At 55.6% G+C, this 26021-nt stretch carries 26 protein-coding genes and 2 pseudogenes; 11 read left to right on the plus strand and 17 right to left on the minus strand.

Going from position 1 to position 26021, the window contains the following annotated elements; all coding sequences use genetic code 11:
- Nucleotides 1-108: 108 nt before the first annotated feature.
- From JMJ16_RS33475 to JMJ16_RS54850, 5 genes are all read right to left on the minus strand, one after another.
- Nucleotides 109-480, minus strand: a complete 372-nt coding sequence (locus JMJ16_RS33475) for a VOC family protein (protein WP_236601794.1) — start codon at nt 478-480, stop codon at nt 109-111.
- A 65-nt stretch (nt 481-545) separates the two neighbouring features.
- The gene (locus tag JMJ16_RS33480; RefSeq protein ID WP_201388647.1) at nt 546-761 is read right to left on the minus strand and encodes a hypothetical protein; all 216 of its coding nucleotides are present in this window, start codon (nt 759-761) and stop codon (nt 546-548) included.
- A gap of 193 nt (nt 762-954) precedes the next feature.
- A complete protein-coding gene (locus JMJ16_RS33485; protein WP_201388649.1) occupies nt 955-4152 on the minus strand; it encodes a LuxR C-terminal-related transcriptional regulator in 3198 nt (1065 codons plus the stop codon).
- A 480-nt stretch (nt 4153-4632) separates the two neighbouring features.
- Nucleotides 4633-5112, minus strand: coding sequence for a transposase (locus JMJ16_RS54845; protein ID WP_236601122.1), 480 nt, complete (start codon nt 5110-5112; stop codon nt 4633-4635).
- A gap of 26 nt (nt 5113-5138) precedes the next feature.
- A complete protein-coding gene (locus JMJ16_RS54850; RefSeq protein WP_236601123.1) occupies nt 5139-5639 on the minus strand; it encodes an IS630 family transposase in 501 nt (166 codons plus the stop codon).
- A gap of 85 nt (nt 5640-5724) precedes the next feature.
- Between JMJ16_RS54850 and JMJ16_RS33495 the strand changes: the two genes are divergently transcribed.
- Genes JMJ16_RS33495 through JMJ16_RS57420 form a run of 3 tightly spaced genes read left to right on the plus strand, consistent with a single transcriptional unit; the run spans nt 5725 to nt 7993 of the window.
- A complete protein-coding gene (locus JMJ16_RS33495; RefSeq protein WP_201388651.1) occupies nt 5725-6432 on the plus strand; it encodes a response regulator transcription factor in 708 nt (235 codons plus the stop codon).
- A 2-nt stretch (nt 6433-6434) separates the two neighbouring features.
- Nucleotides 6435-7664: a cell wall metabolism sensor histidine kinase WalK gene (locus tag JMJ16_RS33500; RefSeq protein WP_201388653.1), complete on the plus strand. Its 1230-nt coding sequence runs from the start codon at nt 6435-6437 to the stop codon at nt 7662-7664.
- Between the two features lie 56 nt (nt 7665-7720).
- Nucleotides 7721-7993: a sensor histidine kinase gene (locus tag JMJ16_RS57420; RefSeq protein ID WP_374229136.1), complete on the plus strand. Its 273-nt coding sequence runs from the start codon at nt 7721-7723 to the stop codon at nt 7991-7993.
- Here the strand turns inward: JMJ16_RS57420 and JMJ16_RS33510 are convergent.
- The 10 genes from JMJ16_RS33510 to JMJ16_RS33545 all read right to left on the minus strand — a co-directional run bounded on the left by JMJ16_RS33510 (nt 7920) and on the right by JMJ16_RS33545 (nt 14314).
- Entirely contained in the window at nt 7920-8633 is a 714-nt protein-coding gene (locus JMJ16_RS33510; RefSeq protein WP_236601795.1) for a xanthine dehydrogenase family protein molybdopterin-binding subunit, read from the minus strand. The genes JMJ16_RS57420 and JMJ16_RS33510 overlap by 74 nt on opposite strands.
- Nucleotides 8518-9597, minus strand: coding sequence for a PLP-dependent cysteine synthase family protein (locus JMJ16_RS33515; RefSeq protein ID WP_236601796.1), 1080 nt, complete (start codon nt 9595-9597; stop codon nt 8518-8520). The genes JMJ16_RS33510 and JMJ16_RS33515 overlap by 116 nt, the downstream gene beginning before the upstream one ends.
- On the minus strand, nt 9594-9743 hold the full coding sequence (locus JMJ16_RS54855) for a hypothetical protein (protein WP_236601797.1): 150 nt from the start codon (nt 9741-9743) through the stop codon (nt 9594-9596). The genes JMJ16_RS33515 and JMJ16_RS54855 overlap by 4 nt, the downstream gene beginning before the upstream one ends.
- A 21-nt stretch (nt 9744-9764) precedes the next feature.
- Entirely contained in the window at nt 9765-10343 is a 579-nt protein-coding gene (locus JMJ16_RS33520) for a pyridoxal-dependent decarboxylase (RefSeq protein ID WP_201388657.1), read from the minus strand.
- A gap of 30 nt (nt 10344-10373) precedes the next feature.
- Nucleotides 10374-10718, minus strand: coding sequence for a hypothetical protein (locus JMJ16_RS33525; RefSeq protein ID WP_201388659.1), 345 nt, complete (start codon nt 10716-10718; stop codon nt 10374-10376).
- 51 nt (nt 10719-10769) lie between these two features.
- Entirely contained in the window at nt 10770-11633 is an 864-nt protein-coding gene (locus JMJ16_RS33530) for a xanthine dehydrogenase family protein subunit M (protein ID WP_236601854.1), read from the minus strand.
- Nucleotides 11515-12276, minus strand: a complete 762-nt coding sequence (locus tag JMJ16_RS33535; protein ID WP_307813283.1) for an IS3 family transposase — start codon at nt 12274-12276, stop codon at nt 11515-11517. The genes JMJ16_RS33530 and JMJ16_RS33535 overlap by 119 nt, the downstream gene beginning before the upstream one ends.
- Nucleotides 12269-12526, minus strand: a complete 258-nt coding sequence (locus JMJ16_RS33540; protein ID WP_201388663.1) for a transposase — start codon at nt 12524-12526, stop codon at nt 12269-12271. Before JMJ16_RS33540 ends, JMJ16_RS33535 begins: the two co-directional genes overlap by 8 nt.
- A gap of 277 nt (nt 12527-12803) precedes the next feature.
- Nucleotides 12804-13031 carry a hypothetical protein gene (locus JMJ16_RS54860; protein WP_236601799.1) on the minus strand — a complete coding sequence of 76 codons (228 nt, stop codon included), beginning with the start codon at nt 13029-13031 and terminating at the stop codon, nt 12804-12806.
- Between the two features lie 2 nt (nt 13032-13033).
- Entirely contained in the window at nt 13034-14314 is a 1281-nt protein-coding gene (locus JMJ16_RS33545) for a PLP-dependent aminotransferase family protein (protein ID WP_236601800.1), read from the minus strand.
- Between the two features lie 345 nt (nt 14315-14659).
- Here JMJ16_RS33545 and JMJ16_RS33550 point away from each other — a divergent pair.
- The 3 genes and pseudogenes from JMJ16_RS33550 to JMJ16_RS33560 form a co-directional block, all read left to right on the plus strand.
- Nucleotides 14660-14842 (plus strand): annotated as a pseudogene (locus JMJ16_RS33550) (NAD-dependent epimerase/dehydratase family protein); the annotation flags it as partial.
- Between the two features lie 19 nt (nt 14843-14861).
- Nucleotides 14862-15527 carry a nitroreductase gene (locus JMJ16_RS33555; protein ID WP_201388667.1) on the plus strand — a complete coding sequence of 222 codons (666 nt, stop codon included), beginning with the start codon at nt 14862-14864 and terminating at the stop codon, nt 15525-15527.
- Between the two features lie 222 nt (nt 15528-15749).
- Nucleotides 15750-16538 (plus strand): SDR family NAD(P)-dependent oxidoreductase, encoded by a 789-nt coding sequence (locus JMJ16_RS33560; protein ID WP_201388669.1) that lies wholly within the window; start codon nt 15750-15752, stop codon nt 16536-16538.
- Between the two features lie 372 nt (nt 16539-16910).
- Here JMJ16_RS33560 and JMJ16_RS54865 read toward each other — a convergent pair whose 3' ends face one another.
- Nucleotides 16911-17084, minus strand: coding sequence for a hypothetical protein (locus JMJ16_RS54865; RefSeq protein WP_236601801.1), 174 nt, complete (start codon nt 17082-17084; stop codon nt 16911-16913).
- A gap of 427 nt (nt 17085-17511) precedes the next feature.
- Between JMJ16_RS54865 and JMJ16_RS33570 the strand changes: the two genes are divergently transcribed.
- The 3 genes from JMJ16_RS33570 (at nt 17512) to JMJ16_RS33580 (ending at nt 19525) form a co-directional block, all read left to right on the plus strand.
- Complete coding sequence (locus JMJ16_RS33570; RefSeq protein WP_201388671.1) at nt 17512-17760, plus strand: hypothetical protein; 249 nt, start codon at nt 17512-17514, stop codon at nt 17758-17760.
- On the plus strand, nt 17757-18515 hold the full coding sequence (locus JMJ16_RS33575) for an SDR family NAD(P)-dependent oxidoreductase (RefSeq protein ID WP_201388673.1): 759 nt from the start codon (nt 17757-17759) through the stop codon (nt 18513-18515). The genes JMJ16_RS33570 and JMJ16_RS33575 overlap by 4 nt, the downstream gene beginning before the upstream one ends.
- Nucleotides 18516-18646: 131 nt before the next feature.
- Complete coding sequence (locus JMJ16_RS33580) at nt 18647-19525, plus strand: ABC transporter substrate-binding protein (protein ID WP_201388675.1); 879 nt, start codon at nt 18647-18649, stop codon at nt 19523-19525.
- Between the two features lie 155 nt (nt 19526-19680).
- On the opposite strand, the gene JMJ16_RS33585 is transcribed toward JMJ16_RS33580, so the two are convergent.
- Nucleotides 19681-21993 carry an FUSC family protein gene (locus JMJ16_RS33585; RefSeq protein ID WP_201388677.1) on the minus strand — a complete coding sequence of 771 codons (2313 nt, stop codon included), beginning with the start codon at nt 21991-21993 and terminating at the stop codon, nt 19681-19683.
- Between the two features lie 260 nt (nt 21994-22253).
- Here JMJ16_RS33585 and JMJ16_RS33590 point away from each other — a divergent pair, with 260 nt between their 5' ends.
- Both JMJ16_RS33590 and JMJ16_RS33595 read left to right on the plus strand, forming a co-directional pair.
- Nucleotides 22254-23150, plus strand: a complete 897-nt coding sequence (locus tag JMJ16_RS33590) for a LysR family transcriptional regulator (protein ID WP_201388679.1) — start codon at nt 22254-22256, stop codon at nt 23148-23150.
- A 549-nt stretch (nt 23151-23699) separates the two neighbouring features.
- Nucleotides 23700-26011, plus strand: a pseudogene (locus JMJ16_RS33595) (PAS domain S-box protein).
- Nucleotides 26012-26021 lie beyond the last annotated feature (10 nt).

A 26021-nucleotide genomic window follows, 5' to 3' on the forward strand; every position in this document is an offset into this window, starting at 1 on the left:
GGCGGCACGCGTCTGAGCAGCCCTGTCTGGTGGGAGCGGCTGCTGGCTCCCATGGTTGGTCACCGCGATCATGGCAATGATGATCGCGTAGCGCGATCGCGGAGGCGACTAGGATTGAACCACCAGCCACCGGTTGCCATCGGGATCACGGAGGTCAAACCACTTGACGCCAGACCCCGGGCCATACAGGTCATCCTTCACTTCGTTGACCTTGACATCCTTTGCTTTGAGCTGGTTGTACGCCGCTTCAATATTTGAAGTCGAGAGATAGAGATTCATCGTACCAGGTTTCATGTGCTCATGCATCGTCGACAGCGTCAAAGAGGCACCTCCTCCTGGGAGCGAAAGCGAGACCCAGTGGTAATCGCCTTGTCCGTAGTCTTGGGTGACAGACCAGCCCAATTGCTCCGCGTAGAACGCTTTGGCCTTCGCCATATCGGTGACTGCCATCATCACCATCAGAATTTTTTCATCAGCCATTGTCATAACCAACCTTTCAATTGTTGTAAAACAGTGATTTCCTAACTTGAATTGAGCATACATGCTCAAGCATCATTCTTCTTGCTCTCGCTCGTTTCAAGTGAGAGCAGCGTCAGACCAAGACGGACAATCTGTAGGAGCACTCCATGCAGCGCGGCCTGATCCGGCAACGTCCCCGAGAGCTGCGTTGTCCCGGTCTCCTGCTGTTCGATGCAGAGCCCGCCAAAGCGGTCTTGCCAGGACGGGTCCAGGTGTCCTTGGATCCGTATCGTGTAGAACATCTGCCTCCTCCGCATTCGGCGCGTTTCACGGCCTTCGCGCCGTGCTCGGAGAAGCGAACCAGTAAGATCACCAGGATCGCCTCCCCGCGTCTTCACAAAGAATAGCAGAACGCGAGGCATTCCACAGTCGCCAAAAGGATGCCAAAGGGAGTAGTTGCCTGAGGAGAAAGACCACCTGTTGGGAGGAATCTCGTTAGAGCAGGGAGCGAGCCCGCGCCAAGGCAACTGCCTGTGTTCGGCTGGTGGCTCCCAGTTTGCCAAGCAGGTTGCTGACGTGCTTTTTGACGGTGGGTAGCTCGATCACCAGGGTCCGTGCGATGTCCTGATTCGAGGCTCCTGTGTCCAGCAGGCGCAAGACATCCTGCTCACGCTGCGTAAGGGAAACGCCCGGCGCGGATAGACTGACGGACTCCTGCTGGACTGAGGAGGGTCCAGGCGCGAGCGCGGGTGTCGCCACCAGAGATCTGTTTGCGCCAGGCTGCTCCTGGGCGATCGCGGCCAGCAGCTGTGAGATGTAGGCCATCGTAGAAGCGGCCAGATCATGCTGATGGGAATGTGGGGAAAGGAACGCCTCAAGTGCCTGGCGCATCGGTTCGCCTTCATCCAGGTACACGCGCAGGTAGCCCTCTGGTTCGGTCAAGGCAAACAGGTGCGCCGCGACCTCGTGGGCTTGCTCGTTCTGGCCTGCGTGGTGCAGCGCCACCATGTACTGGGCCAGATATGTGAGGGTGATCCTGCTGTTGGCCGAACGACCCAGATTCCCGCTAAAGCGCTCCAGCAGCTCCAGCGCCTCTGTCCAACGAAGCTCTGCAAAATACACCCGCATCACGACCGGGAACGCGTCATACAAGCTGGCTTCCCATGCCGCTTCCGGAAAGACGAGGCCCGTTGTCCAGGCGGATGCCTCTCTCACCTGCCCCTGTGCCAGCCACCAACGCGCTCGTATCACCGGCAGCCAGCGCCAATTGCCGCCATATCCTCGATGTTCTTCTAACAGTTCAAACTCGTGCAGCGACAGCTCTACAGCAGACAGGTCTCCACTTGCCAGTTCGACCTTCATCAAGGCTATGTATCCCATCGTGAGCAAATCACTCTGCTGCCAGGTGGCGGCATCCTGAATGATCGTTTGCAGCCTGCCCCGCGCCTCTTCCAACCGATTCCACTGATACAACACCTCGACCTGCGCGGCCTGAAAGTAGCCTTTGAGCAGGGCATAGCCTGCCATCTGCTCGATCAGCTCGAGGGCAGCCAAACTCTCCTGATAGGCCAGGCGCAGCTGCCCTGCCTCCACGGCTGCCAACGCCAACCATTGCCTGACTCTGGCGTTCGCAAAGAGGCTTCCCGACAGGCTTACCTGCTCTTTGGCAGAGAGCAGTTGCGGCACCAGCCTCGCTCCCTCTCCCCAGACCCTATAGTGGAGGATGAAGTTGAAAGCAAGCGGGAGGATGTGCCAGATAACCTCCTCGTCCCGGTCAAGCTCCTGCATCTCCTGATGAAGGGCGTTCAAGCGTTCAAAGTCTAAGGCTGCTATCGCCTCATGCCCGCCCATGCCCGCATGTAACAGGCGTAAACGCCGGTAAAGCCTGGCTTCCTCGGGGAGAGAGACGGTGCCAGCGTCGGTGCCTGTGGTAGCAGTCAGGTGGGCGGTTCCAGCCACGGATCGCTGCAAGATGCTCTCGACCCGCGCCATGATCTGCCGCACCTGCTGATGGACCCTGGCCCGCTGCACCTCGGTCGTTTGCCCGACAGTGTGGAGCAGGTAGAGAGCGATCGTGAGCAGCAGGGGAGCGTGCTCACGCACTGTCTGCTCAGGCAGCATCAACACCCAGCGTGCCATCGTCGCTGCTTCCCCACGGAGCCAGAACTGCTCGACGGTCTGCTCCATCAGCCGCGCTGCCGTGGAGAAGGAAGCTCCGGCAAGCGCATGGGTAATGGCCTCGGCCCACTGCCCCTCGGCCTCATAAAAGCCGGCGGCCCGGCGGTGCAAGAGCGACACTATCTCTGGTTGGCTGGTGTGGAGCGCCGAGAGCAGGGCTTCACGAAAGAGATCATGCAGCCGATAGGTGCGCCGCTCCTCATCCAGGGGTACCAGGAAGAGGTTTGCTCGCTCCAGCAACGCGAGCATTTGCTGACTGGCCGCCTTCGTTGGGGCGGCGGTGACGGCCTGGCACACAGCAGCGTCCAGGCGCGAGAGGATGGCGATGTGGAGTAAAAAGTCGCGCGTATCGGGGGACAGACGTGCCAGGATGTCCTCCTGCACGTAGTCCAGCAGATACCGCTGGCTACCGGTCAATGTCTCAAGGTATGCTGTGCGATCCTCACGCTTCTGCATAGTGAGCGCGACCAGGTGCAGACCAGCGATCCAGCCTTCCGTCCGGCTCACCAGCCGCTGCAACTCTTCTTCCGAGAGCGGCGGGGAGAGCATCTTGTGCAAAAACTGACTCGCTTCACCCTCCTGGAAGCGCAGCTCGTCTGCACGAATCTCGGTCAACTGCCCGTGGGCTCGTAGACGCGCAAGGGGCAGGTCTGGGTCCACGCGGCTGGAGAGGATCAGATGCAGATGAGCGGGCAGATGCTCCAGGAAGAAGATCATGCCCTGGTGAATGACCGACTCTTCTATCACCTGATAATCGTCCACAATGAGGACGATGGAAGCAGGATACACCTGCTGGCTTTCTAGCTCATGGAGAAGCACGGAAAGACAGGAGGTGAGCGGCGGGGGCTGGGGCGATTGCAACTGTGCCACCACGTTTTCCCCAAAGTTCGCTGCCAGGCTGGGGCAGCGGCGCAGGGCCGCGATCAGCGCGACCCAGAAGCGTGTCGGGCTGTTGTCCAGTTTGTCCAGCGAGAGCCAGGCCACCTGCGTCTTTTGCCGGTGTGCCCAAACCGAGAGCAGCGTGGTTTTGCCCCAGCCCGCCGAGGCTGAGAGCAGGGTCAGCGGTGTCGAAAGCGCCTCATCGAGTGCAGTCAGCAAGCGTTCGCGCTCCACCAGGGCGTTCGGCTGTCGCGGCGGAGCAAGTCGGCTGGAGAGCAGCATCATCCCCTGCTCGGTCGTGGCCGCGGGCTGCTGCGTGTGCAAGAGCGTCTGTGCCGTCTCCTCTAGCCGCGAGAGCCTGAGGGTCTCCGTCTGTCCGAGGTAGCGCTTGCGGGTGCGGCCCTCTTTGGTCTGGTAAGCATACCAATACGCTCCCCCACGTGGCCTCTGTTCCTGGTAGACATTGAGAGAGCCTCTTGCGCCGTGGAAGGCAAAGGAGGACACCCCGTGGAGCCAGGCCAGCCAGGCGGCTTCCTCCGCTGGCTGAAAACGTTGCTCAAGCTGGCCCTGGGTGTACAACTCGTAGAAGCGCTGCTCTTTGGACCAGATCAGGGCGTGAAGAGGTGCTCTGGACATCGAACCTTCCTTGTGTCTGGATTGTTCCCAACGATCCTTCCATTCCTCCCAACACCAGGAAGTATACCAAAGAGGAGGCTCGCCGGCAAGGAGCATCTCTCTCGGCGTGGCGACCTGATCTGCCCACTTCTCTGACACCGCGAGACGATCCGTTGACAGGCCAATAATGCGTTGATCTCGATACCAGAAGTATACGAAAGATCGACAACGGCTGCAACTGTCCGCAACCCTTTACTTTTCCCTTCTGATCTTCTTTCCACCCCATCTTGCCACGCCTTGTTGAAAATGCAAGAAAACTGGCAGAAAATTTGCTGAAAAAGTCCTTACCCGGAGATGAATGGGAACGCAGGCCAATGGCGTCATTAGTTTACGTTCCCATTCATCACTGAACTTAACTGAACTTACAAAATGCTTATATTTTCATGCGCTTTTCTTGATGACGCAGAGATACGCTATGACTACTGACATCGTGATAAGAAACTAAACTGAGTAGCCGCATTGCAGTGAACAACTACGAATAATGTCGCGTTTGTGACGTAATCGCTCTTTTGCTCGAAGCAGCTCTTGATACAAGTGATCGAGGTCCCGACAACAGAGATTGCCCATCTCGACGCGCTTGAGATACTGCCAGATGCCCTCATCTGGGTTGAGGTCGGGAGCGTAGCCTGGAAGTTGCTCCAAATGCAGTCGTTTGCCCATCTTCGTTTTGAGAAAGGTCTTGATCTCATGGTTGCGATGGATGGGAGAGCCATCCCAGATGATCAGGACCTTGCCGCTGATCTTACGCAACAGCACTTTCAGAAATCCGACCACTGCCTCCGCATCATAGGAGGTCTGGCGCACTTGCATGAAAAGCCGCCCATCCAGGGTAATCCCACTGATCGCGGAGAGGTGATCCCGTGTCAGTTTCACGCGCAGAAGAGGCGTTTGCCTGCGCGGAGCCCAAGTACGAACCGCCATTGGCAGCAGATAGAACCCAGCCTCATCTACCCAGAGGATGGTGTATTTCTCGTTTTCGGCTTTTTTTTAATCGCTGGCCAACGATCTTCATACCACTGCTTGATAGCTTCTTCATTCCGTTGCGTCGCCCGTTCGATTGGCTGTTGAGGACTCCAACCAGCTTCTCGTAACAGTCGTCCGGCGTGATCGGGATGGTAACGGACACCAAAGCTGCGATAGATCACTTCCGCGATCCGCTTCCCTGTCCAGACATCTCCCCGAAATCCATAGGCTTCTGCCCCCTCCACCAACAAGCCAGGAATCTGCGCTTGTTGCTCAATTGACAGTTTTGGCTTCACGCCTTTAGGAGGATGTGCTTTGAGTGCTTCTATGCCGCCTTCTCTTGCTTGTTTCATCCATTGGCTCACGGCTCCCTTACTTACCCCTAGTGCTTTGGCTATATCCTTTTGTTGCCATCCTTGTTGCTTCAGTTTCCATGCTTGTTTGCGTCGTTCTTCTCGCCAATCGGCTTTCTTTGGTGCTCCCATGCTGCCGATTCTATCACAGTTTACTTGCTTCCGTCGACGTCAGTAATAGTAGTGGATACATTTATAACAAGGATTTATAAATCAGATGCCAGAAACTATCAGAGACAGTGCCCTCGATAAAACCAGACAGCCCAGTGTCTTGATCGTCGATGACGAGCCTCAGGTTAGAGACCTTCTCCAGATGTGTTTCTCCTATGAAGGATTTCAGGTATTTCTCGCCACAAATGGGCCTGATGCAACCCAGGTTGCGCAGGAGCAGCAGCCCGATGTGGTTATTTTAGACCTTATGTTGCCAGGCTATGACGGGCTGGAGGTCACGCGCCGGCTACGTCGCAGCCGCGACCTGCCGATCATTATGCTTACGGCCAGGGACGAGATAGACGATCGGGTAACCGGGCTAGATACAGGGGCCGACGATTATCTCACCAAACCATTTGCCTTTCGCGAACTCATGGCAAGAACGCGCGCGGTGCTCCGGAGGCGCGGCAACAATATCGCCGATATTCTGACTTTTCAAGGTATCACCCTGAATCGGGGAACGCACCAGGTAACATTTCATCATCAGCCCATCGATTTCACGCCGCGTGAATTTGATCTTCTCGAATTTTTTCTGATGAACCGCAGGCAGGCGCTTTCTCGCGATATGATCATGTCACGCGTCTGGGGCTATGACTACATGGGGGATGATAACATTGTCGAGGTATACATTTGCCATTTGCGGGAAAAGTTGCACGATACTCCGCCACGTCTCCTGCAAACGGTGCGTGGAGTAGGTTATACCCTAAGAGGATAAGGGTGAAGAATGCAAAAGAAACGACGCCTCTCCCGTTTTATGCAACGCGTTCCCATCCGCTGGCGCTAGTTTCTCTGGGTTTACTTGTCTTGCTTTTGAGCGCGTTGGGCATCATCGTATCGTTTATTGTGGAACAGGCTCTTGTGACTAACGAGGTCAATGTCCTGCATAATGAGGCTCAGGTAGCACTTAAGGGCGTTACCAAAGACGTTCACCAACCGCAACAACGTCCTTTTGGGCTGGGCATTAATTTTCTCCCTTCGGTTGCTCCAGACCCTGGCTTTGAGGATACGGCCAGGTCCCTGCTACACGCGTTGACCAGTCCAAGTACGAGTGCGGTGATTCTCACGACCACCGGGACGCCGTTGATCACAAATGCCTCTTCATCATTCGATGCTCCTGGTATAAACATCGCCTCTAGCCAGGTGCAACAAATCATCAAGAGCAATGTGCCTTATCTTCTGGCCAAAGATAATCTGGGACAGCATCAGCTTGTCGTCTTTATTCCGCTGATCAAAAATTTCCACACAACGGCCATTTTACAGGTCAGCACGCCGACCGCACCTATCGACGATTTTCTCACAACGTTCCACCTGATCTTGTTTCTGGGCATTATGTGTACATTCGGCATAGCCATTGCGCTCATATTTCCGCTCGTAAGCATTGCCCTGCGTCCGCTGGTTGAGATCGAACGTACCAGCCGGCAGATCGCACAGGATGAGCTTTCGATACGCATCGATCAGCCACCGACCGATGACGAGATCGGACGATTAGCGCGTTCATTCAATGCCATGGTTGCTCGCCTGGAGACAGCTTTCCAGAAACAAAAACGCTTTGTCAGCGAGGTCTCGCATGAACTACGCACTCCACTGACTGTGTTAAACGGAAATCTGGAGATGTTATTGCTAGGAGTGGATCGGGGAGATCGTGAAATCACACGTCACCTGGCCCGCGGAATGTTTGCCGAGGTGCGGCGTATGCACCGCATGGTTGAAGATTTGTTAGCCCTGACTCGTATGGATGAAGGAAGATTGGTGCTGCGCAAAGACACAGTCACTGTGGATACCTTACTCCACACAGTCTGCGAACAGGCAATCCATCTCGCGCATGGACAAGAAATTCGCTGCCTGATTGAGCCAGGTCTCCCCGCGATCAGCGCAGATCGCGATCGGCTTCAGCAAATTCTGCTGAATCTGGTGGATAATGCGCTCAAATATACTCCTTTAGAGTAGAGGGTCAGATAGAGCTACACGTTCTGAAAGAATCTCAGCGTACGGTAGCTCTCACCATCAACGATACCGGCCAGGGCATTTCGCCTGAAGCACTGCCACATGTCTTCGACCGCTTCTACCGGGCTGATCCCTCACGTAGCCGCTCCTCCGTCTACTCAGGTGGGAGCGGTCTGGACCTTGCTATTGCCAAAGAGTTGGTGGAGGCCCAGCACGGAACCATTGAGATCCGCAGTACACTGGGCAAAGGCACGAGTGTTACTCTCCGCTTTCCCGCTCTTGTACAATTGGAGCGCTCGAAACGCCACGAAAGGCCGGAGATAAAACGGTAGATTGCTGTTGGAGCGCTCGGAAGACACGTTCGGATGTAATTGGCAATTCGGTAATGCGTACGCCTACGGCGGCGTAGATGGCATTGGCGATAGCGCCGGCAGAAGCTGCGGCTGGCGGCTCACCAATGCCGCGATTGCCAAATGCCCCCAATCCCTCGCCGGATTCCAGCATGATGGTCGCAATATCTGGCACATCAAGCGCGGTTGGAATGAGGTATTCGCCTAGCGAGGGAGTCTGAATCTGTCCGTTTGCGATGACAACCTGTTCCATCAAGCTGAACCCCAACCCCCGCGCCACTCCTCCTTGTATCTGTCCCGCGATGCTCTGAGGATGCAGCGCTCGTCCGACATCGTGGCAGCAGCTATACTTGAGAATTGTCACTTCGCCCGTCTCTTCGTCCACTGCAACCTCTGCGGCATGCGCGCCAAAGGTGAAGTCCAGCCAGTCGATGCCAGTCCCACTGGCGCTTTCAAACTTTTTCTCGCGTGGCGTTTGAAACGTGACCTGTTCTTGCATCTTGATGTCACGGCTTGCGGCCTCGGTCAAGATCGCCTCCAGAGTCACACCGCGCTTTGAATGATCCCGCACCTGAATACTGCCGGTGTGCCAAAGCAGGTCTTCCTCCTGAGCCTCCAACATAGTTGCGGCTACACTCACGAGGCGCTTGCGCAAAGCTTCGGCGGCCATGTTCGCGACCTGGCTGGAATGATAGAGGGTTTTGAACCGGCAGTTGCGCCAACGAAAGGCGTGGTCGCGGTATCAGTGGTGTGCAACGTGACCTGAGAGAGCGGGATCTGGAGCACGCTGTCCACCTGTATTCATAGAGCCCCAGTACTGCCGAAACCGGGTGTTTCGCCATGCGCATAGTCCAGTTCTGTTCGCTGAGGTATTTCCAACCACCATCAGCCAGGATAATCACGATCTTTCCCTGTTTCATGCGTTCCGCAACACGTAAGGCTACATCCAGAACCGCGCCGCTGGAAGGACCAGCGAAAATGCCTTCCTGTTTGCGCAATTGCAGAGTGCGCAACCATGCCCGTCGGCTCGTAATCAGCATTTTGTCGTCGAGCAGCGATTGATCAAGCACTGGAGGGGTAAAACCATCTGCGAGACTGCGTAAGCCCTGAATGCTTTCGCCCTGCATCGGCTCGGCAGCGACCACGCGGATGGCGGAGCTGTGCTCTTTCAAACGTTTCCCTATGCCGGTGAGCGTGCCTCCTGAGTCAAGGCCCGCGGCCAGCACGCTGACATCAGGCAAGTCACGCAGAATCTCTGCGCCAGTCGTTTCATAATGGGCGGCGGCATTCGCCAGATTGCCATATTGAAAAAGCATCACATAACGCTTCTCTTGTTGAATCAGTTCCTGAGCGAGCCGGATCGCGCCATTGCTGCCTGCCGCTCCTGGCGAAAGAATAATATCGGCTCCGTAAAGCTCAAGCATTCTGCGCTTCTCCTGAGTGCCTTTTTCGGAGACGACAGCAGTAAACTGATAACCTTTCATGCCAGCTACCAGCGCCAGGGCCACGCCCGTATTCCCGCTGGTCGGCTCCAACAAGATTGAATCGGTGTGCAGCAGCCCCTGTACCTCCGCCTGCTCGGTCATCTTTCTGGCAATTCGATCCTTAATGCTGCCAGAGGGATTGACCCTTCCATTTTTGCGAAAATCTGTACTCCAGGACGCGGGCTGAAGCTTTTGAGTTCGATCAGAGGCGTATTTCCAATGGTTTCCAGAATATTATGATAATACATAACGTACTCCTTTTTAGGGCATCAAATTGCTTCGACCTCACCCCTGAAAGAAGACAGGGCTTTGGCAGTACGAAGTACTTCGTTGACCATAGCGCGTACATCTGTTTCGGTGGTCATATAATTGACAAAGCACGCTCGCAGAGTCTCTTTCCCGGCGAAATGGGTGCTGGTAAAGAAATCTTTGCCGCGCTCCTGGATTGTATGAGCCAGAGTTTTGTTCAGCCGATCCAGCAGGCGCGGCTGATCGAGCAGCGTGTCCGGCGCGTAGCGAAAACGCACAATGCTCAAAGGGCCATCGGCGAGAAGCTCCAGGGCGGGGTCTTCTTCGATCAGTTGCGCGAAGAGTCGAGCCATGCCGATATTACTGGCGATAGCGTTGGTCAGCCCGCTGCGTCCAGCCGTGCGTACAACAGCCCAGACATCCAGGGCGCGAAAGCGGCGTGTGCGCTGGAGGCCCTGAACGCCCTGCTTCCGCACATCCCAGCCCTGAGCCTGAGCCGCCCAATGACGCGCGGCCTGCAAACATGTGAGATTAGCCTCTGAACCACCGCTGACAAAGACGCCCGCGCTTCCTTCAATGGGAAAACCACACAGCTCCATCACTCATTGTACTGCCCGTCGCTCCAGTTCCTAGCCAGCATGCTCGCCAATACCGCAGTTGGGATTCATTGCTGCCTCCAGCGGTTTCAGCAAAATTCCTGCGTGCGCGGGAGCCGAATTAACCCACCCCGCAAACCTGGGGTGCCCATTGCCCTGAGGATAAGGCAGCAGCATTTCGCGCAGAAAAGCCAGCGTCTCCTTGAAAGGTTGACCCTGCTCTGGTAAGACCTGGCGACGAACAACCGTGCGTACATCGTCTGGCATAGCTTGCCAGACCGGGCGATTCTGGATACCAGCCAGATAGGTCGCCATTTCATCAATAATCTGATAGCCCAGATCCCGCAGTTCGGCTTCACTGAAAGAGAAGCCGGGCACCTGTGCTCTTCTGGAATCTACGGCATGCTCATTATATGCTTTGTGTCTATTTTATTCATCAGAATAATTTCTCACATTCTCCGTATCATCAACATGCTTTATCTGCTCAAGCGCCCTTTTAACCAGCACACAACTCATTGCTAAACGATAAGAGCCAGAGGCCACTGTGTCATGGAGCGGTTCGGGCAAATCCGCGCGCAGCAGACTTATGCAGCGATCAATGACCGTTGCTCGCAGAGGCAGTGCCTCATCATTGAGCAAAGTTTCTACACGCCGTGGGTGAAAAGGCTGGGAGGCGAAAGTTCCCACTGCGATGCGAGCTACGGTAATGCGCTTCTCTCGGAAAGCGATATGCGTTGCGACACTGGCAATCGTTGCGGTTCCGGCCTTGCGATTGCTCATTTTTGTATAAAAAGATCGAGAGTCTGGGGAACAAACAGGCACGCGAATCCAGGTAATCAACTTGCGGGAATCTGGCTCCTGGAGCAGGTAGTCGGCCACGCTGACTGTGCGCTGAGTAGCGGGCGCACCCACTTGCAGGATCAGTTGTGCGTTGAGGGCAAGTAGCGGAACCACTGAGTCTGTGATCGTAGTACGCGCAGAGGCAATATTTCCACCAAGAGTCGCAGCGCGCTGGACGAGAGGATTGCCCAAAGATCGGGTCATTTGCGCCAGGAGAGGGATATGTTCCTGAATAATGGATTCACTATCCAAACGGGAAAATGTCGCCAATGCTCCTATGTATATTGCCTGCTCATCCAGATGAATCTGCCTCAGTTCCATCAGCAAACGTAAGTCAAGCAGTGTATCGGGTTGGATTGCACCCCGGTGTAAATCGACAAGCAAGCGCGTCCCCCCTGCCAGTGGTTGCGTCGCAAGATCTGTCTGACTCAAAACTTGCAGGGTGGCTTGCAAAGTAGAAGGAACAACATATGCGAAACCGATCATCTGGGATAGACACTCCTTTCGCCGACAAGAGTGCCATCTGCAAGGCTCTCTCGACCAGCTCCTCATCGCGATGCGATGACATTGACCAGCCGACCACCTTACGAGAAGACAAATCCAGGATCACTGCGAGATAGAGCCAGCCTTGTGCCGTCTCGATACCAGTCATATCGCCTGCCCATTTCGTGTTCGGTTCAGTCGCGATGAACTCGCGATTCACATGATTGTTTGCCACTAGATTCTTATGAGAGCTATCGGTGGTCCGAACCCGACGACATTTGTGCTGTGCGCTCATTCCAGCCACTCTCATGAGACGAGCCACGTGCTTGCGTGAACAGTTCACTCCGAGATCTTTGAGTTCCACATGAATACGCGGGCTCCCATAGATCTGGCGATTGTGCTCAAAAATCTGCCGAATGCGTTGGGTGAGTTCTTCATTCTTCTGTTCACGCTCACTTTTTGGTCGCTTACGCCAGGCATAATAGCCACTGATCGCGAGATAGAAAGCGCTTGGCACATCGTCTTCACTGCATATTCTTGTTTGTGATCTTCGATACACTGAAATTTCATCGCTCTTGTCGTGAAAATATATGCAGAGCTTTTTTTTAAATATCTCTTTCTTGTTTTACGACTTCCAGCTCGCGTTTGAGGCGGCGCACCTCTTCGGCCTCTGGGGTTTGATGCCCGCTGCCTGGAAACGCCTGCTCGCCATGCTCGGAGAACTGCTTACGCCAGTTATGGATGGTGCTGTCCGAGACTCTCAAATCACGAGCGATCTCCGTGATGGGTTTGCTGCTGGTCTCAGCCAGGCTCATAGCTTCGATCTTGAACTCTTTGGTGTAGATCTTTTGGTCTTTCGACATCTTTCTTCCCTCGTTTGGTTGAGTCTTGTATACTCCACATTTCCTGACTCTACCAAATGGGGGGAAGCTCAGTTCAGGAGTGGGTTCTGTTTTGAAATGCGATCCGACGTCGATGAGCGCTTGGTGTCATCTGTTCTGGATCAATGTGCGCAAGAACATGATTTGTCTACCGATCGTTCTCACACCGTCTTTTTCTGTCTCGCATCCTGAAGACTGGACAGGAAGCGCGCGAAACGCGCTTCACTGCAGAATCATCTTCCCCTGAAAAGGTTTCGAATTATGAGGGGAAAACGCTCACCAGTTGACGAACGCCAGCCTGAATCTCCTGCTCATTGACAGCTCCATAGCCAAGAACAAGGCCTCCTCGTTGAGGTGAACCGAGCGTCAACGCCGACAGGGGAATGATCTCGAGCCCGCAGCGTGCTGCTTGTTGTGTAATCTGCTGATCGTCAAGAGTTGGCGGAAGCCACCCCATAAGATGTAAACCGGCTTGAGGAGGCTGCACGTCTAGGCTCCCCCAAGTTCCTGCTGCAACGACTCGATGAGGAGCGCTCTTCTGGCCGCATAGAGGTCGCGCATACGGCGGATATGACGCAGCAAATACCCTTTGGTCATCCAGGCTTCCAGGGTCAATTGGTCAAGAATAGGCACATGAATATGGGTATAACTACACAGGGCGAGGAAAGGGGGGATGAGTTGGGGAGGGACGATCAGGTAGCCAATGCGAAGTGCTGGAAAAAGTACTTTGCTGAACGTTCCAATGTAGATGACGCGCTGGGCGAGATCAAGTCCCTGTAAGGCATCAAGTGGTCGACCACTGAAGCGATAATCGCTGTCATAATCATCTTCGAGAATCCAGGCATTGGCTTGCTTGGCCCATTGCAGGAGGGCAACGCGTTGGGCCAGATGCATGGTTATACCCGAAGGGAATTGATGCGATGGAGTGACGAAGGCCAGGCGAGCTTGTGGGTAGCGCTTTTGCCCAATTTCCACATTGATCCCTTGCGATGTCACAGGGATAGGAGCCAGTTGCGCGCCCGCGTTGAGGAGCGCGTGTTGTGCTCCGAGATAGCCCGGATTTTCCATCCAGGCAAGATCACCTGGGTTCAGGAGGAGGCGCGCTGCCAGATCTAAAGCTGTCTGCGCTCCTGGCACAATAATGACCTGCTCGGCCTGGCAATGCACGCCTCGTGTGATGCTCGCATGGATGGCGATCGCTTCACGGAGCGGGTAATAGCCCGCGATCTCCTGATAATTGGCCATGTTTCTGGGCATAGATCGTGCGCAGTGAGCCGCGACCTGGTTCCACTGTGGAAAGGGAAAGGCACGTAGGTCTGGGGTGCCTGTGTGAAAAGCCCGTGGGGGCGTTGGTCGACGATAGGTCTGGATAGAGGACACAGGTGCCTGGCGCGTTAAATCCTCTCCCAGGTGAGACAAGAAGAGAGGGGCGTGTGTGCTTTCGTCGGGAGCGGTGTTTCTCTGTGGAACTCCTTTGGGAAGGGAAAAGGTCTCAGGAAGGTCGCATGCCACCCTGGTCCCCTGCCCGACCCTTCTTTCGATATAGCCTTCAGCACAGAGTTGTTCATAGGCATGGTTCACTGTATTAAGAGAAATCCCTAATTCGCTTGCCAGAGCCCGTGTTGATGGGAGGACTTGACCTGGATGCAATTGATCACTGAGGATGGCATGACGCAGTCGATCATACAACTGGCGATGCAATGGCATCGTGAAGGTGCGATTGAGGGCAAGATCTGCTGTGTTTTGAAGTGCGTGTCGTCTTTTTGCCATGCTTGAAAAGGAAGCCTCCAGCAAATGATACCATGATATTTGCAAAAATGACTCTTGAAGGGGCTCTCTTTCTAGAGTATCCTTCCTGCAAAGGTCAGCACACGTTCTGATTGCAAGGCTTCTTATTGGTAGAGATTGCTGAGAATGTGTGAGTACACATCAACGCATGTGCATTCTGCAAGGATATGCACATCGAACTGGCGAGCCTTTGATTGGTAACAGAGGCGTTGATGATATTCTATGGAATTTCCATAGAATGCTTCTCCAAGGCTTTCCAACGCGCATTAGAATATATATTTCGACATCACAAGCCCGACGTACGGGCTAAGAAGGAGGAGGTTCAGTATGAAGATTGTGGTTATTGGCGGCAGTGGATTCATCGGAAAAAAGCTTGTGAACACGCTTCATGAACTTGGCCATCAGCTCGTGGCGGCATCACCTAGCACAGGCGCCAACACCATCACTGGTGAGGGGTTAGCTCAAGCGCTTGTTGGCGCTCAGGTGGTCGTCGACGTGGCGAACGCGCCTTTTAGGAAGGTAGGAGATCTTGGACGTCTATGAGGCGGTCACGAGCCGACGGGCAGTGCGCGCATTCACCGACCGGCCTATCCCGAAGGATGTGCTGGAGCGCGTGCTGTCCGCCGCGGCTTGGTCGCCGTCCGGATCGAACCTCCAGCCGTGGCACGCCTACGTGCTGACTGGCGCGCCGCTGGCCGAGCTCAAGAAGCGCTCCGGCGAGCGCGTGGCAGCAGGCGACCCCTGGGACGAGCAGGAGTACGAGATGTACCCGCCTGTACTGAAGTCCCCGTACCACGAGCGCCGATCCGCCTTCGGCAAGCAGCGCTACGGCGCACTCGCTATCTCGCGCGAGGACTGGGAGGCGCGCCAGAGGGCCGCTGCCGCGAACTGGGACTGTTTCGGCGCGCCCGCCGCCTTGTTCTGCTACATCGACCGCGACATGGCCCCGCCCCAATGGGCCGACGTCGGCATGTATCTGCAGACCGTCATGCTGCTGCTTCGCGCCGAAGGGCTGCACAGTTGTACGCAGATGGCGTGGGCGAAGTATCACAAGACCGTCGCGGAGATCCTATCACCCCCGGACGAGCTCATCCTCTTCTGCGGCATGTCGATCGGGTTCGAGGACGTCACGGTGAGTCACGCCCGTTTGGGCCGGGCATCGCTCGACGAGACTGTCAGGTTTGTCGAGGGTTAGAAGCCGTTGCTCTACCAATCATGGTGAACATTGTATGCCAGTGACAAGAGCTGTTTACCTATCTGCAAATGAGCAGGATGGAAACTTTAGCTTTCTATGGCGCAAAAATGGCACCATATCTGACGTAATAAGATGTTCTTGCGTCGGTCGTTTTTTTTTTGCTGGCTTGTGGCTGAAACGTGCTGATCGTTTGTATGAGAGAAACAAAAAGGAGCAACCGAAATGGGAAAGCTTGATGGAAAGGTCGCGATCGTGACCGGAGCGGGACGAGGAATAGGGCGCGCGATCGCGGAGGCATACTTACAAGAAGGTGCATTAGTGACCGTAACGGCTGCGCGTGAACAGGCCGAACTCGATCAACTCGCGAAGCTGGATGGGTCTGAACGTGTGTTGGCACTGCTCGCCGATGTGACGAATCCAGAGGCATGTGAACAGGTAGTGAACCAGACTATCCAACGGTTTGGGCACGTCGATATCCTGGTCAATAACGCCGGTCGAGGTATGAAGTATGTCAATGCTTCTTTTCTGATGGAGCCCACTCGCTTTTGGGAAGCAGAGCCTGCGGCCTGGCATATGATTATGGATACGAATGTCAATGGACCATTCTATATGGCACGTGCAGTTGTGACACGTCTGCTGGAGCAGCAGCGCGAGGGGAGCATCATTAACATCAGTATGGACTATGAAGGGATGAAACGGCGCGGTTTTTCTCCCTATGGACCGTCGAAGGCTGCGCTTGAGTCTGCCTCGGCCATCTGGGCACAGGAGCTGATTGAGGCGCGTATTCGTGTCAATATTCTGCTGCCGGGTGGCGCGACCAATACCGGGATGGTCCCAGCTTCGACGCCAGCGAATCTTCAGGCGCGCTTGCTCCAGCCAGAGATCATGCAGGCTCCGGCTGTGTTTCTCGCCTCCGACGCTTCGCAAGAGCTCACCGGTCGTCGCTTGATTGCGGCGGAATGGAGCGCTGCCAATCCACAAGGCCGAGCTATGGTGGAGGGAATTGGCTAGCTCTTGCGGATCGAGAGAGCACCCGACAATGTTCTGCGGGTGGCCCGCATGCTTCCGGTGACTGTCTTCGTAGGAGCAGCTGAGGGCCACATAGCGGAGATATGTCTGTTTTCGGCCTGGTGGGACATTAAGCTACTGAATAGGGAAGCGCTCCATAGCTTGATTGTATGAGGGTTGAGCGTCTGCCAGTGAAAGCCGGGAGTAGATCTCTAGTGATTGGCGTGTCGAGGATGAGATACTTGGCATGGGTTGTTGCCTCATAATCCATGCAGGTTGTGCACTCACTCTCTTCATCTTCTCAAACTTCGGAATTGGCTTGATATTGACCTTGTTTCCATCAATGCCCATCAGAATTGCATAGCCAGTAGACATTCAGCCTTTTATGAAGTACTCTTGCCCCTGATAACGCACCGTATCAAACTTCCGAAAACCGCCAATCTTGCCAGTGGTAATTCGTTGTTCGCTGTGTCGTCCTTGGGTTTGCTGGTAATCTCCATCGGCGACGCATCGCTTCTTGAGGACGACCGTTGTCTGAAAAGTGGGCATTGTACCTCGTGTGGCAATCACACAGCATCAAAGCAATACTCCTTTGGCAAGCCTGCCAACTGACAGTGTTCTTTTGTCACAAATCCCCACGTTTCCTCTGCCTGAACCTGCCTCAGCAATTGAAGACGAATGCTATTCATCTACGTGGCATGTTTCAAATCTCCTTATAATTGTTGTATTTTCAATATCAGAATACTGGGATTTGCAGATATAAGCCTTTCAACTTGAATATCACAAACTATTGACTTACAGAAAAAAATATGATATGTCAATTTCATTGAGGTCAAGCCAGCGCCCAACAAGTATCAAGCGAAGAAGCGAGCTCAGCCTCCTCCCAAACCCTTTGAGCCTGATGAAAGCTTTCTCGATTTTGTCGATTTGCTTGATCCTCTTTGTCTCACCCCTTACCAAAAGAATGGAGCCTAAAGTGAGATGTATTGGACTGCTGCCGGCGCCGCCTGAACTACTGAGTGAGATCACCTGCGGCGCGTTGGAGCGGCTGCTCACCTCGCAGTTGCCGCGTGAACTCGACTGGACCGCGACCGATCTGCTGCGGGCGACCGTCGACACCGTGCCTTACGGGGCGATCCGCTCAGCACATCCCGGCATCGACGATGAACAACTCCGGGTGGTCATGCCGACGGCCCGCGATGATGAGCAGGAGGTGGGCCCGTGACTGGGACAACAGGCAGGGTGGCATTGGTGACAGGGGCCAGCAGCGGAATCGGTGCGGCCATCGCGCGCCTTCTGGCTGCGCGAGGGATGCGCGTGGTGGTCAACTACCTCCGCAACGGCACGGCAGCCGAGGAGGTCGTGGCCAGCATCAAAGCCGCAGGCGGCCAGGCCATGGCCGTGCAGGCCGACGTGCGCGAGGCAGCGGCGGTCGAGAGCATGATCAAGCAGGTCCAGGCGGCATGGGGCGGCATCGACGTGCTCGTGCACAACGCGCTCACCCCGTATGTGATCAAGCCGTTCCAGGACATGACGTGGGAAGAACTGGGCGACAAGCTCGACGACGAGATGCGTGCGGCGTTCGCGGTCAGCAAAGCCGTCCTGCCCGCCATGACCGAACAGGGCTGGGGACGCATCATCTATCTCGGTACTGGACTCAGCCGCCAGCCCCGGGAGGGCATGATCGCACTGGGCACGGCCAAGGCCGCACTGGCGCAGTTCGCCCGGTACCTCGCCCAGGAACTGGGCCCGCGGGGCATCACGGTCAACGTCGTCGAGCCCGGCCCGGTGGAGGACACCCGCATGGCGGCGGATGTGTTCGACGAGGAGCACAAGCAGCGGCAGGTGGCTGCTACCCCCCTGGGCCGCCTGGCACACCCGGGCGACGTCGCTCAAGCGGTCGCCTTCTATGCCAGCGAGGACAACGCCTTCATGACCGGCACCACGGCCGCGGTCAACGGCGGGATGTCCATGTACTGACGCCCCGCTGTCCTCCGCACACGGGGCCGGACCGCATCCAGCATACCGTCACCTTAGCACCATGGGCCGCAGCCGCCGGGCCTGCGGCACGCGCGGGCGCATGGCGGTGACACGAGAAAGGGAAAACGTTCATGTACACGATCGATCTCGCCTACGTCGGGCGGGGCTTGCACGAGGAACTGGTCGCCTACATCGCCGACCAGCAGGGCTACTACGCCGACGAGGGAGTCCACGTCGCACTGCGCGACGGCTGTTCCTGGGACGAGGAGCGGCTGCGCCACGGCGCCACCATCGGGCTCGGCCGGGCACTGCTGTCCCGACTGGCCAATGGCATCCCCTGGGTCGCACTCACTGTCAACACCCACCGCCCTCTGTTCTGGTTCCTCGCACGTCCCGGCCTGACCTCCCTGGCTGACCTGGCCGGACGACGGCTGGCGGTACATGCCCCTCACACCGCACCCGGGTGCTTCGCCCGGATCGTGCTGCGCCAGGTCGGCCTCGACCCGGACCGCGACATCCACACCATCGTCCGCCCTCCCAGCGACTACGGCATGGACCTGCGCTGGCTGCACGACGGCAGGATCGACGCCGCCCTGGTCGGCAGCACCATGGCACCGGAGGCGATAGCCGCCGAGCACGGCTGGCAGGTGCTGGCCTGGGTCGGCGACTACTTCCAGATCCCCACCGTAGGCGTGGCCGTCGACCCCACCTACATCCATCCGGACGACCCTGCGGTCCAGGCCGTCGTACGAGCCCACCGGCGCGCCTTGCAAGTGATCCACAACGAACCCAACACCACGGTGCGGCACATCCAGACGTTCCTCGGCCGACACACTGCAGACGAAGCCCGAGCCCACTACGAGACGTTCATCGCACCGTATTTCACCACCGACGGCCAAGCCGACCTCACCGTCGGCGCCACCTCGATCACCGCGGTCGCCGCCGAACTCGGCGTCCCCGCCACCGTCCCCGCAGCCGAGTTCTACCGCACCGCAACTTCCACACTCTAGGAGCCCAGCGACGGCGACGCTGCCGAAGTTCACACAGAGACGCCCGCGGCCGCTGGGTCGGCCTCCTGCTCCACGCGCTCCCTCAGCGATCTGCCTTCTTTGATGAGATAAGCAAAAGCAATAGAAAGAAGAGAGAGTGATTCAGCGCGAAATTGCTATTCACACATGCTATATGCGCGTCGCGCCATCTCTCTCTTTCCCTCCTGTTGTTCGGCTATGTTTGCCGGGTAAGTAGCAAGCAGATATTGGAGAGAGGCTAGCACATCGCGCAGCATTCCCTTGAATGGAGAATTGACGCCAATGCGTTGCCCGGTACGGGCTGCTTCCTCTACGTCGAGCAGCATCCACTTCATCTGCTGGCTAAAACGCTCGAGTTGATGAAACTTGTCATGCTCGGGCCGGGTCGAAATGTGAGCCGCGAGCGCGGTGACATTATCACAGATTCGCTGGTTATATGTGACGAGTATGTGGAAGCGCTCAATTTCTTTCTCACTGGCCTTTTGTTCGTTCAGCAGGCGCTGGAAAGCTGCTGCCGCGTTAACGTTCTGCAAGTGCGCGTCTTTGCTTGCCCGCCGCACCGCTTCCAGCGCGGCCTTCTTGTCGCTGTCAGCTATAAAGGCCGCGAGAACGCTGGCAATATATGCCCGGTTGGCCAGGATGGTGCGTCCCATTTGCTGGGGAAGACGCTCACGCTCCCACAGAGGCCAGAAGAGATAGCTAGCCAGGATGCCCATACTGCCACCAGCCAGCGTAGTGGCGATGCGAATGAGGGGCACCAGCCCGTTTCCCGGCATAATCAAGTCGAGCATTATGATAATGAAGGTCGTGAAAAACACAATGAAGAGGGTATTATTGTTCTCCTGGTATGCGAAGCAGAAGAAAGACAGGACGATCATCACTGGAAAAATGAGAAAATTTGTGTGCAGGACGGTTATCAGCAGCATCCCCAGGATTGCGCCAATGATGGTTCCTAGAATCCTTTGAACTGTTTGCTCGCGCGTCGAGCCATAATCAGGCCTCAGGATAAAGAGGATATTCAAAGCGATCCAACTACCATCGGGGATATGCAGCAGTTTGGCGATTGCCACCGCAACGGCTGTGATGGTTGCCAGGCGCAGGGCATGACGCAAAGTAAACGAGCGCAACGTCAGGTTGTCTTTGAAGAGCGAGACACGTTCCCGCGCGATGGCATAGAGCGCCTTCCAGGAGAAATTGTCTTTGCTTATTACTTTGACCTGAAGCATTTCATTCATGATCTCCTGGCCGCCCGGTTGTGTGAGAAGATCGTGCGTCTCGCGGATAAGCCCACTCATACGTTTGAGTAGGTTAGCCAGGTTGCGCGTGTTGACAAGACGTAATGAGAGCCACGCACGGGTTAATGAGTGCTGGGATTCGAGTCGGTTAGCCAGGTTGCGCGTGTTGGCGAGCGCGTAGTAGTCTTTCTCTAGTTGCGGAAGTGACTCGCGCAGGGCATACTCCTGAGTTTCGATGGCATACAGAGAGCGCTCCAGGCTTTCTGGTCGGAGCGTCTGTTTCTCGTCTGCGATAGTGTGCGCCAGTTGTTCAAGGAGCGTCGCGCACCGTTCCATTGTCTGTACAAACGCTGCCTGCTCGCCTTGATGATAGTTATGAGTGCGTGTCACCGCCAGCTCTTCAGCAATGGCAATAACGGCTTCCATGATAGAATCTGCCTGGAGGACGAGCATCAACAGGAGGTGATTGAAAGGATGAGTATCCGAGCGTTGAGAGTGCCGACCAGCAACGATCTGGTGAGCCTTATCGTGGGCCCCCTGCAAGCGTGCCCGTTCCTGCTTGACCCCCTCATTCCAATGCTGCTCCAGTTCTATATGGCAGGCCTTACGTAGCAGAGCACTCACCGCCTGATAGTATCCGCTCACAGCCTGGCGTGCGGGGCGAAAGGGACGGAAAGGCCAGAGCCAGAGAGAGATTGCCAAAGACCAGACAGCGCCAATGATGAAGGCGAGCACGCGTATCCAGGCCACACCGATGCTCGCGGGCTGGCCCATAACGAGAATGAAGACGAAAATGCTGGAGAAGCCGACTTTACCCGCCAGGTGGCCATAGAGACCAACCATGCTACCGAAAAAAGCCCAGGCGAACATGAGGAGCGTCACCAGCCAGGGATTAGCCCCTGCGATAGTCGCAACCAGGGCCGTAACAGTCATGAAGATGGCTGCGCTGAACATGGATATGGCACGGTTCTGATACGCCCCACCCACATCCGCGAAAGCGACGCCGAGCGCGCTAAGGAGAGCCATAATGCTTAACGCGAGATGAGCAGTGAGCACGCCAATGAGAATGGGTACCACGCCGATAATAGTCATGCGCACGCCATTCTGCCAGGTGGCGGTATCAAGGGTGATCATTGTGCGAATATGTGCATGGGTCGCGTTCCGTGCACGCTCAATGGATGGCTGTAAGAAGGCGAAGAGCATAGAATTTATCATCACTTTCAGGCACACTTTATAGGTTACAGCTCCGCAGGCTCGAGATCACACAGGCCGTCATAAATCACAAGCGGAGTTATGCAATAGTATTTATTCATATGCCTCTTTCAATAGAACCAGGAGCACGAGATTAAACATGCTCCCTTCACAATGCGTCGTTTGTTTCTCTTGAGAAAACTATACCATCGCGTTTTAATACCGTCCAATATATAGTATAATATCTATATAATATGTTGAATGGTATAAAAAGGGGAGAAACGGTGGAACTCTTGCAGCTCAAATATTTCCTGACAGTTGCACGATTGGAGCACATGACCCGCGCAGCGGATGAGTTGGGGATTGCCCAACCACCTCTCAGCCAGACCATTGCTCGCCTGGAGGAAGAGTTGGGCGTGCCTTTGTTTGATCGTCTGGGACGAAATATTCACCTGAATCACTTTGGTCGGGCTTATGTCCAGCGCGTTGAGCGGATATTTGAGGAACTTGAGCAGGGCAAACGTGACCTCGGCGATCTCGCGGATGGCAGGCAAGGACAGGTTGGGCTAGCGATGGATGCGGCAACCCACCTGCTTCCAGACCTGCTTAGCGCCTTTCGCAAAGATCACCCGGGAGTTCATTTTCTGCTCTCGGGGCATCACAATACCGTCACCAGTCTGGTGCAGCAACTTGCCAGGGGAACGTGTGATCTGTGTATCTCCTCTCCTCCACTCCAACAGCCGGGCATCACCAGCATTTCCCTGCTGACCGAGGATATTTGGCTTGCTTTTCCCTCGATTCACCTGTTGGCCCGGCGCTCCCAAATTCGTCTGCAGGAGGCTGCCCAAGAAGCCTTTATCAGCATGAAGCCAGGGCACAGCTGGCGCGAGCTGACCGATAGTTTCTGCCAGCAGGCTGGCTTTCGTCCCAGGATAGTTTTTGAAAGTGACGACCCATCCACGATCAGAGGATTGATCAGAGCGGAGCAAGGAATCGCTTTTGGGGCGGCGATTTCCTGGCGCGGAACAGTCGATCCAGCCGTCATACAAATACCGATTTCAGAGCCGAAGTGTCAGCGTACGATTGGACTCTCCTGGCTGACCGATCGTCGCCTCTCGATGGCTGCACAGCAATTCCGCCAGTTTGTCATCGATTATTTTGCTCGCCTCTCCCTGGTATGATGCGTGTCTTCCATACAGCATACTCCGTCTCCCTCCTCTGCTTATAGGCTGGGCCTCCTGGTTGGAGATGTGCTGGCGACGATGAGCGCTCTTCTATTTCTCTCTGAGAGAGATGAGCATGAGAGGTTACTTGAGAGCTTCGCGTAGAAAAAACTCGAAACGAGGTTTCTATCAGAACTGAGAACATAGAGGGATTTAACTGAGGATGGCATGGCGCAGTCGATCATACAACTGGCGATGCAATGGCATCGTGAAGGTGCGATTGAGGGCAAGATTTGCTGTGTTTTGAAGTGCGCGTTGTCTTTTTGCCATGCTTGAAAAGGAAGCCTCCAGCAAATGATACCATGAAATTTGCAAAAATGACTCTTGAAGGGGCTCTCTTTCTAGAGTATCCTTCCTGCAAAGGTCAGCGATGAGGTTTTCAACTCAATACCTCCAGTAGATAGCCAAATGAACTACCTGTGTTTGCGAGGAAGGGTGTTCGCGTCTTCTCACATCTCTCAATTCTGTTTCGCGATATCAGAGCAGGGAAGTAACTTCCTTCCAGGGATGGGACCATATGAAAGGGATAGCTACTGCATGGTCAGGCATCTCACTCTTCCATTCTGGAAGGCGCTCATCAAGCATATTGCTGCGCAGAAGCGAGCTGAGCAGCAACTCAAAGCCAGCGAGGAGAACTTTCGTCTCCTTGCCGAGACAGTACCACAACTCATGTGGACAGCCCAACCAGACGGCTTGCATGCGTACACGAACCAGCGCTGGCGTGACTACACCGGGTTCGCGCCTGAACAGAGACAGAGATGGGACCATCTCCAGTTCATCCACCCTGATGATCAGGAAGGCACCCGAGCCCAATGGCAGCATGCCCTGGACACGGGAACCATGTATGAGCGCGAAGAGCGTCTCAGAAATGGTCAGAATGGAGAGTATCGCTGGTTCTTAACGCGCGCTATGCCGGTGCACGATGAGGCAGGTCAGATTGTCAAGTGGATTGGTACCTGCACCGACATTGAGAAGCAGAAACGCGCGGAGCAGCAGCTCAAAGAAAGCCGGGAGAGCTTGCGCGTGCTGGCCGAAACGGTGCCGCAGCAGGTATGGGTGACACGATCCGACGGCCTGCATGAGTACTGGAATCAGCGCTGGCGTGACTACACCGGGTTGACGCGTGAGCACGTCCAAAGCGACCGCTGGGCTCATCTTCAGTTCATCCACCCTGATGATCGTGCAGGCAACCAGGCTCTCTGGCAGCATGCTCTGGACACGGGAACCATGTATGAGCACGAAGAGCGTCTCAGAAATGGCCAGAATGGAAAGTATCGCTGGTTCTTAACGCGCGCCATGCCGATGCGCGATGAAGGCGGTCAAATCGTCAAGTGGTTTGGCACCAGCACCGATATCGAAGACCAGAAACGAGCGGAGCAGCAGCTCAAAGAAAGCCGGGAGAACTTGCGTGTGCTGGCTGAAACGGTGCCACAGTTGGTGTGGACGACGTCACCAGATGGCTGGGTTGAGTACTGGAATCAACGGTGGTATGACTATAGTGGTTCCTCCCCCGCACAAGCATTGGGTCATAGATGGAGCCAGTTTTTACATCCTGACGATTCTCAGCGCACCCTGAAGATCTGGCATCATGCACTCGCAACGGGTGAACCCTATGAGATCGAATATCGCCTCAAGGATGGCCAAACGGGCGAGTATCGCTGGTTCTTAACTCGCGGGATACCGGTACGTGATGAAGGAGGCCAAATCGTCAAGTGGTTTGGCACCGCCACCGATATTGAGAACCAGAAACGAACGGAGGAAGCCTTACGCCAGAGTCAGGAGCGTATTCGCGCCCTGATCGAATCCAATATTATCGGGATTACTTCTGTCGAGATGGAAGGAGAAGTGCTCGCTGACGCCAATGAGGCGTTTCTTCGCATGACCGGTTATACCCGAGAAGAGGTGCAGAGCAGAACGTTGAACCGGGTGAAGATCACTTCCCCAGAACAAGCGCCGCTCTTCGAGCGCTCGATCCAGGAGCTCACCGCACGCGGGCAGCACGCGCCCTTTGAGACCGAACTGGTATGTCAAGATGGCAGTCGTCTGCCCGTATTGGTGGGAGGCGTTATCTTCCAGGAGCAGCCGCGCCAGATGGTCGTCTTTCTGCTGGATAATTCGGCGCGCAAGGAACTGGAGCAGCGCAAGGATGACTTTATTAGCATGGCCAACCATGAACTGAAGACCCCACTCACTGCGGTGAAGCTGCAGATCCAACTGGTGCGCAAACGACTCGAAAAGCACTCCCAACCCGAGGCGGCCACCGCGCTTGCCCGGGTGGAGGGGCCCGTCAAGCAACTGGAACGCCTGATCGCAGAGTTACTGGATGTCTCCAGGATGCAGGCAGGGAGCCTCGAGTATCGGCGGGAGCGGGTGGATCTCGACGAGTTGTTGCAGGAGGTCACCGCCACCATCCACCACCTCCATCCCAGCCATACCATCCTGGTCCGTGGGAGCGTGCAGACCAGCCTGATCGGGGATCGAGACCGGCTGGGACAGGTCTTCACCAACCTGCTCAGTAATGCCATCAAGTATTCGCCAGATACCCAGACCGTTGAGATAGATCTCTCCGCCTCCGACGATGCGGTCACGATCCGTGTCCGCGATCATGGCCTGGGCATTCCGCGAGAGCAGCGCGACAAAATTTTTGAGCGGTTCTATCGGGTCACTGATCCCAAGCGGAAAGCGATTCCGGGCCTGGGCATGGGGCTCTATATTGTGGCCGAGATCGTCAAACATCAGGGGGAACCATCACGGTGGACAGCGCCGTTGGGAAAGGCTCGACCTTTACGGTGACCCTTCCTCTCATGAGGGATGCCTGAGCAGTTGACG

The sequence above is a fragment of the Ktedonobacter sp. SOSP1-52 genome (genome assembly GCF_016587395.1).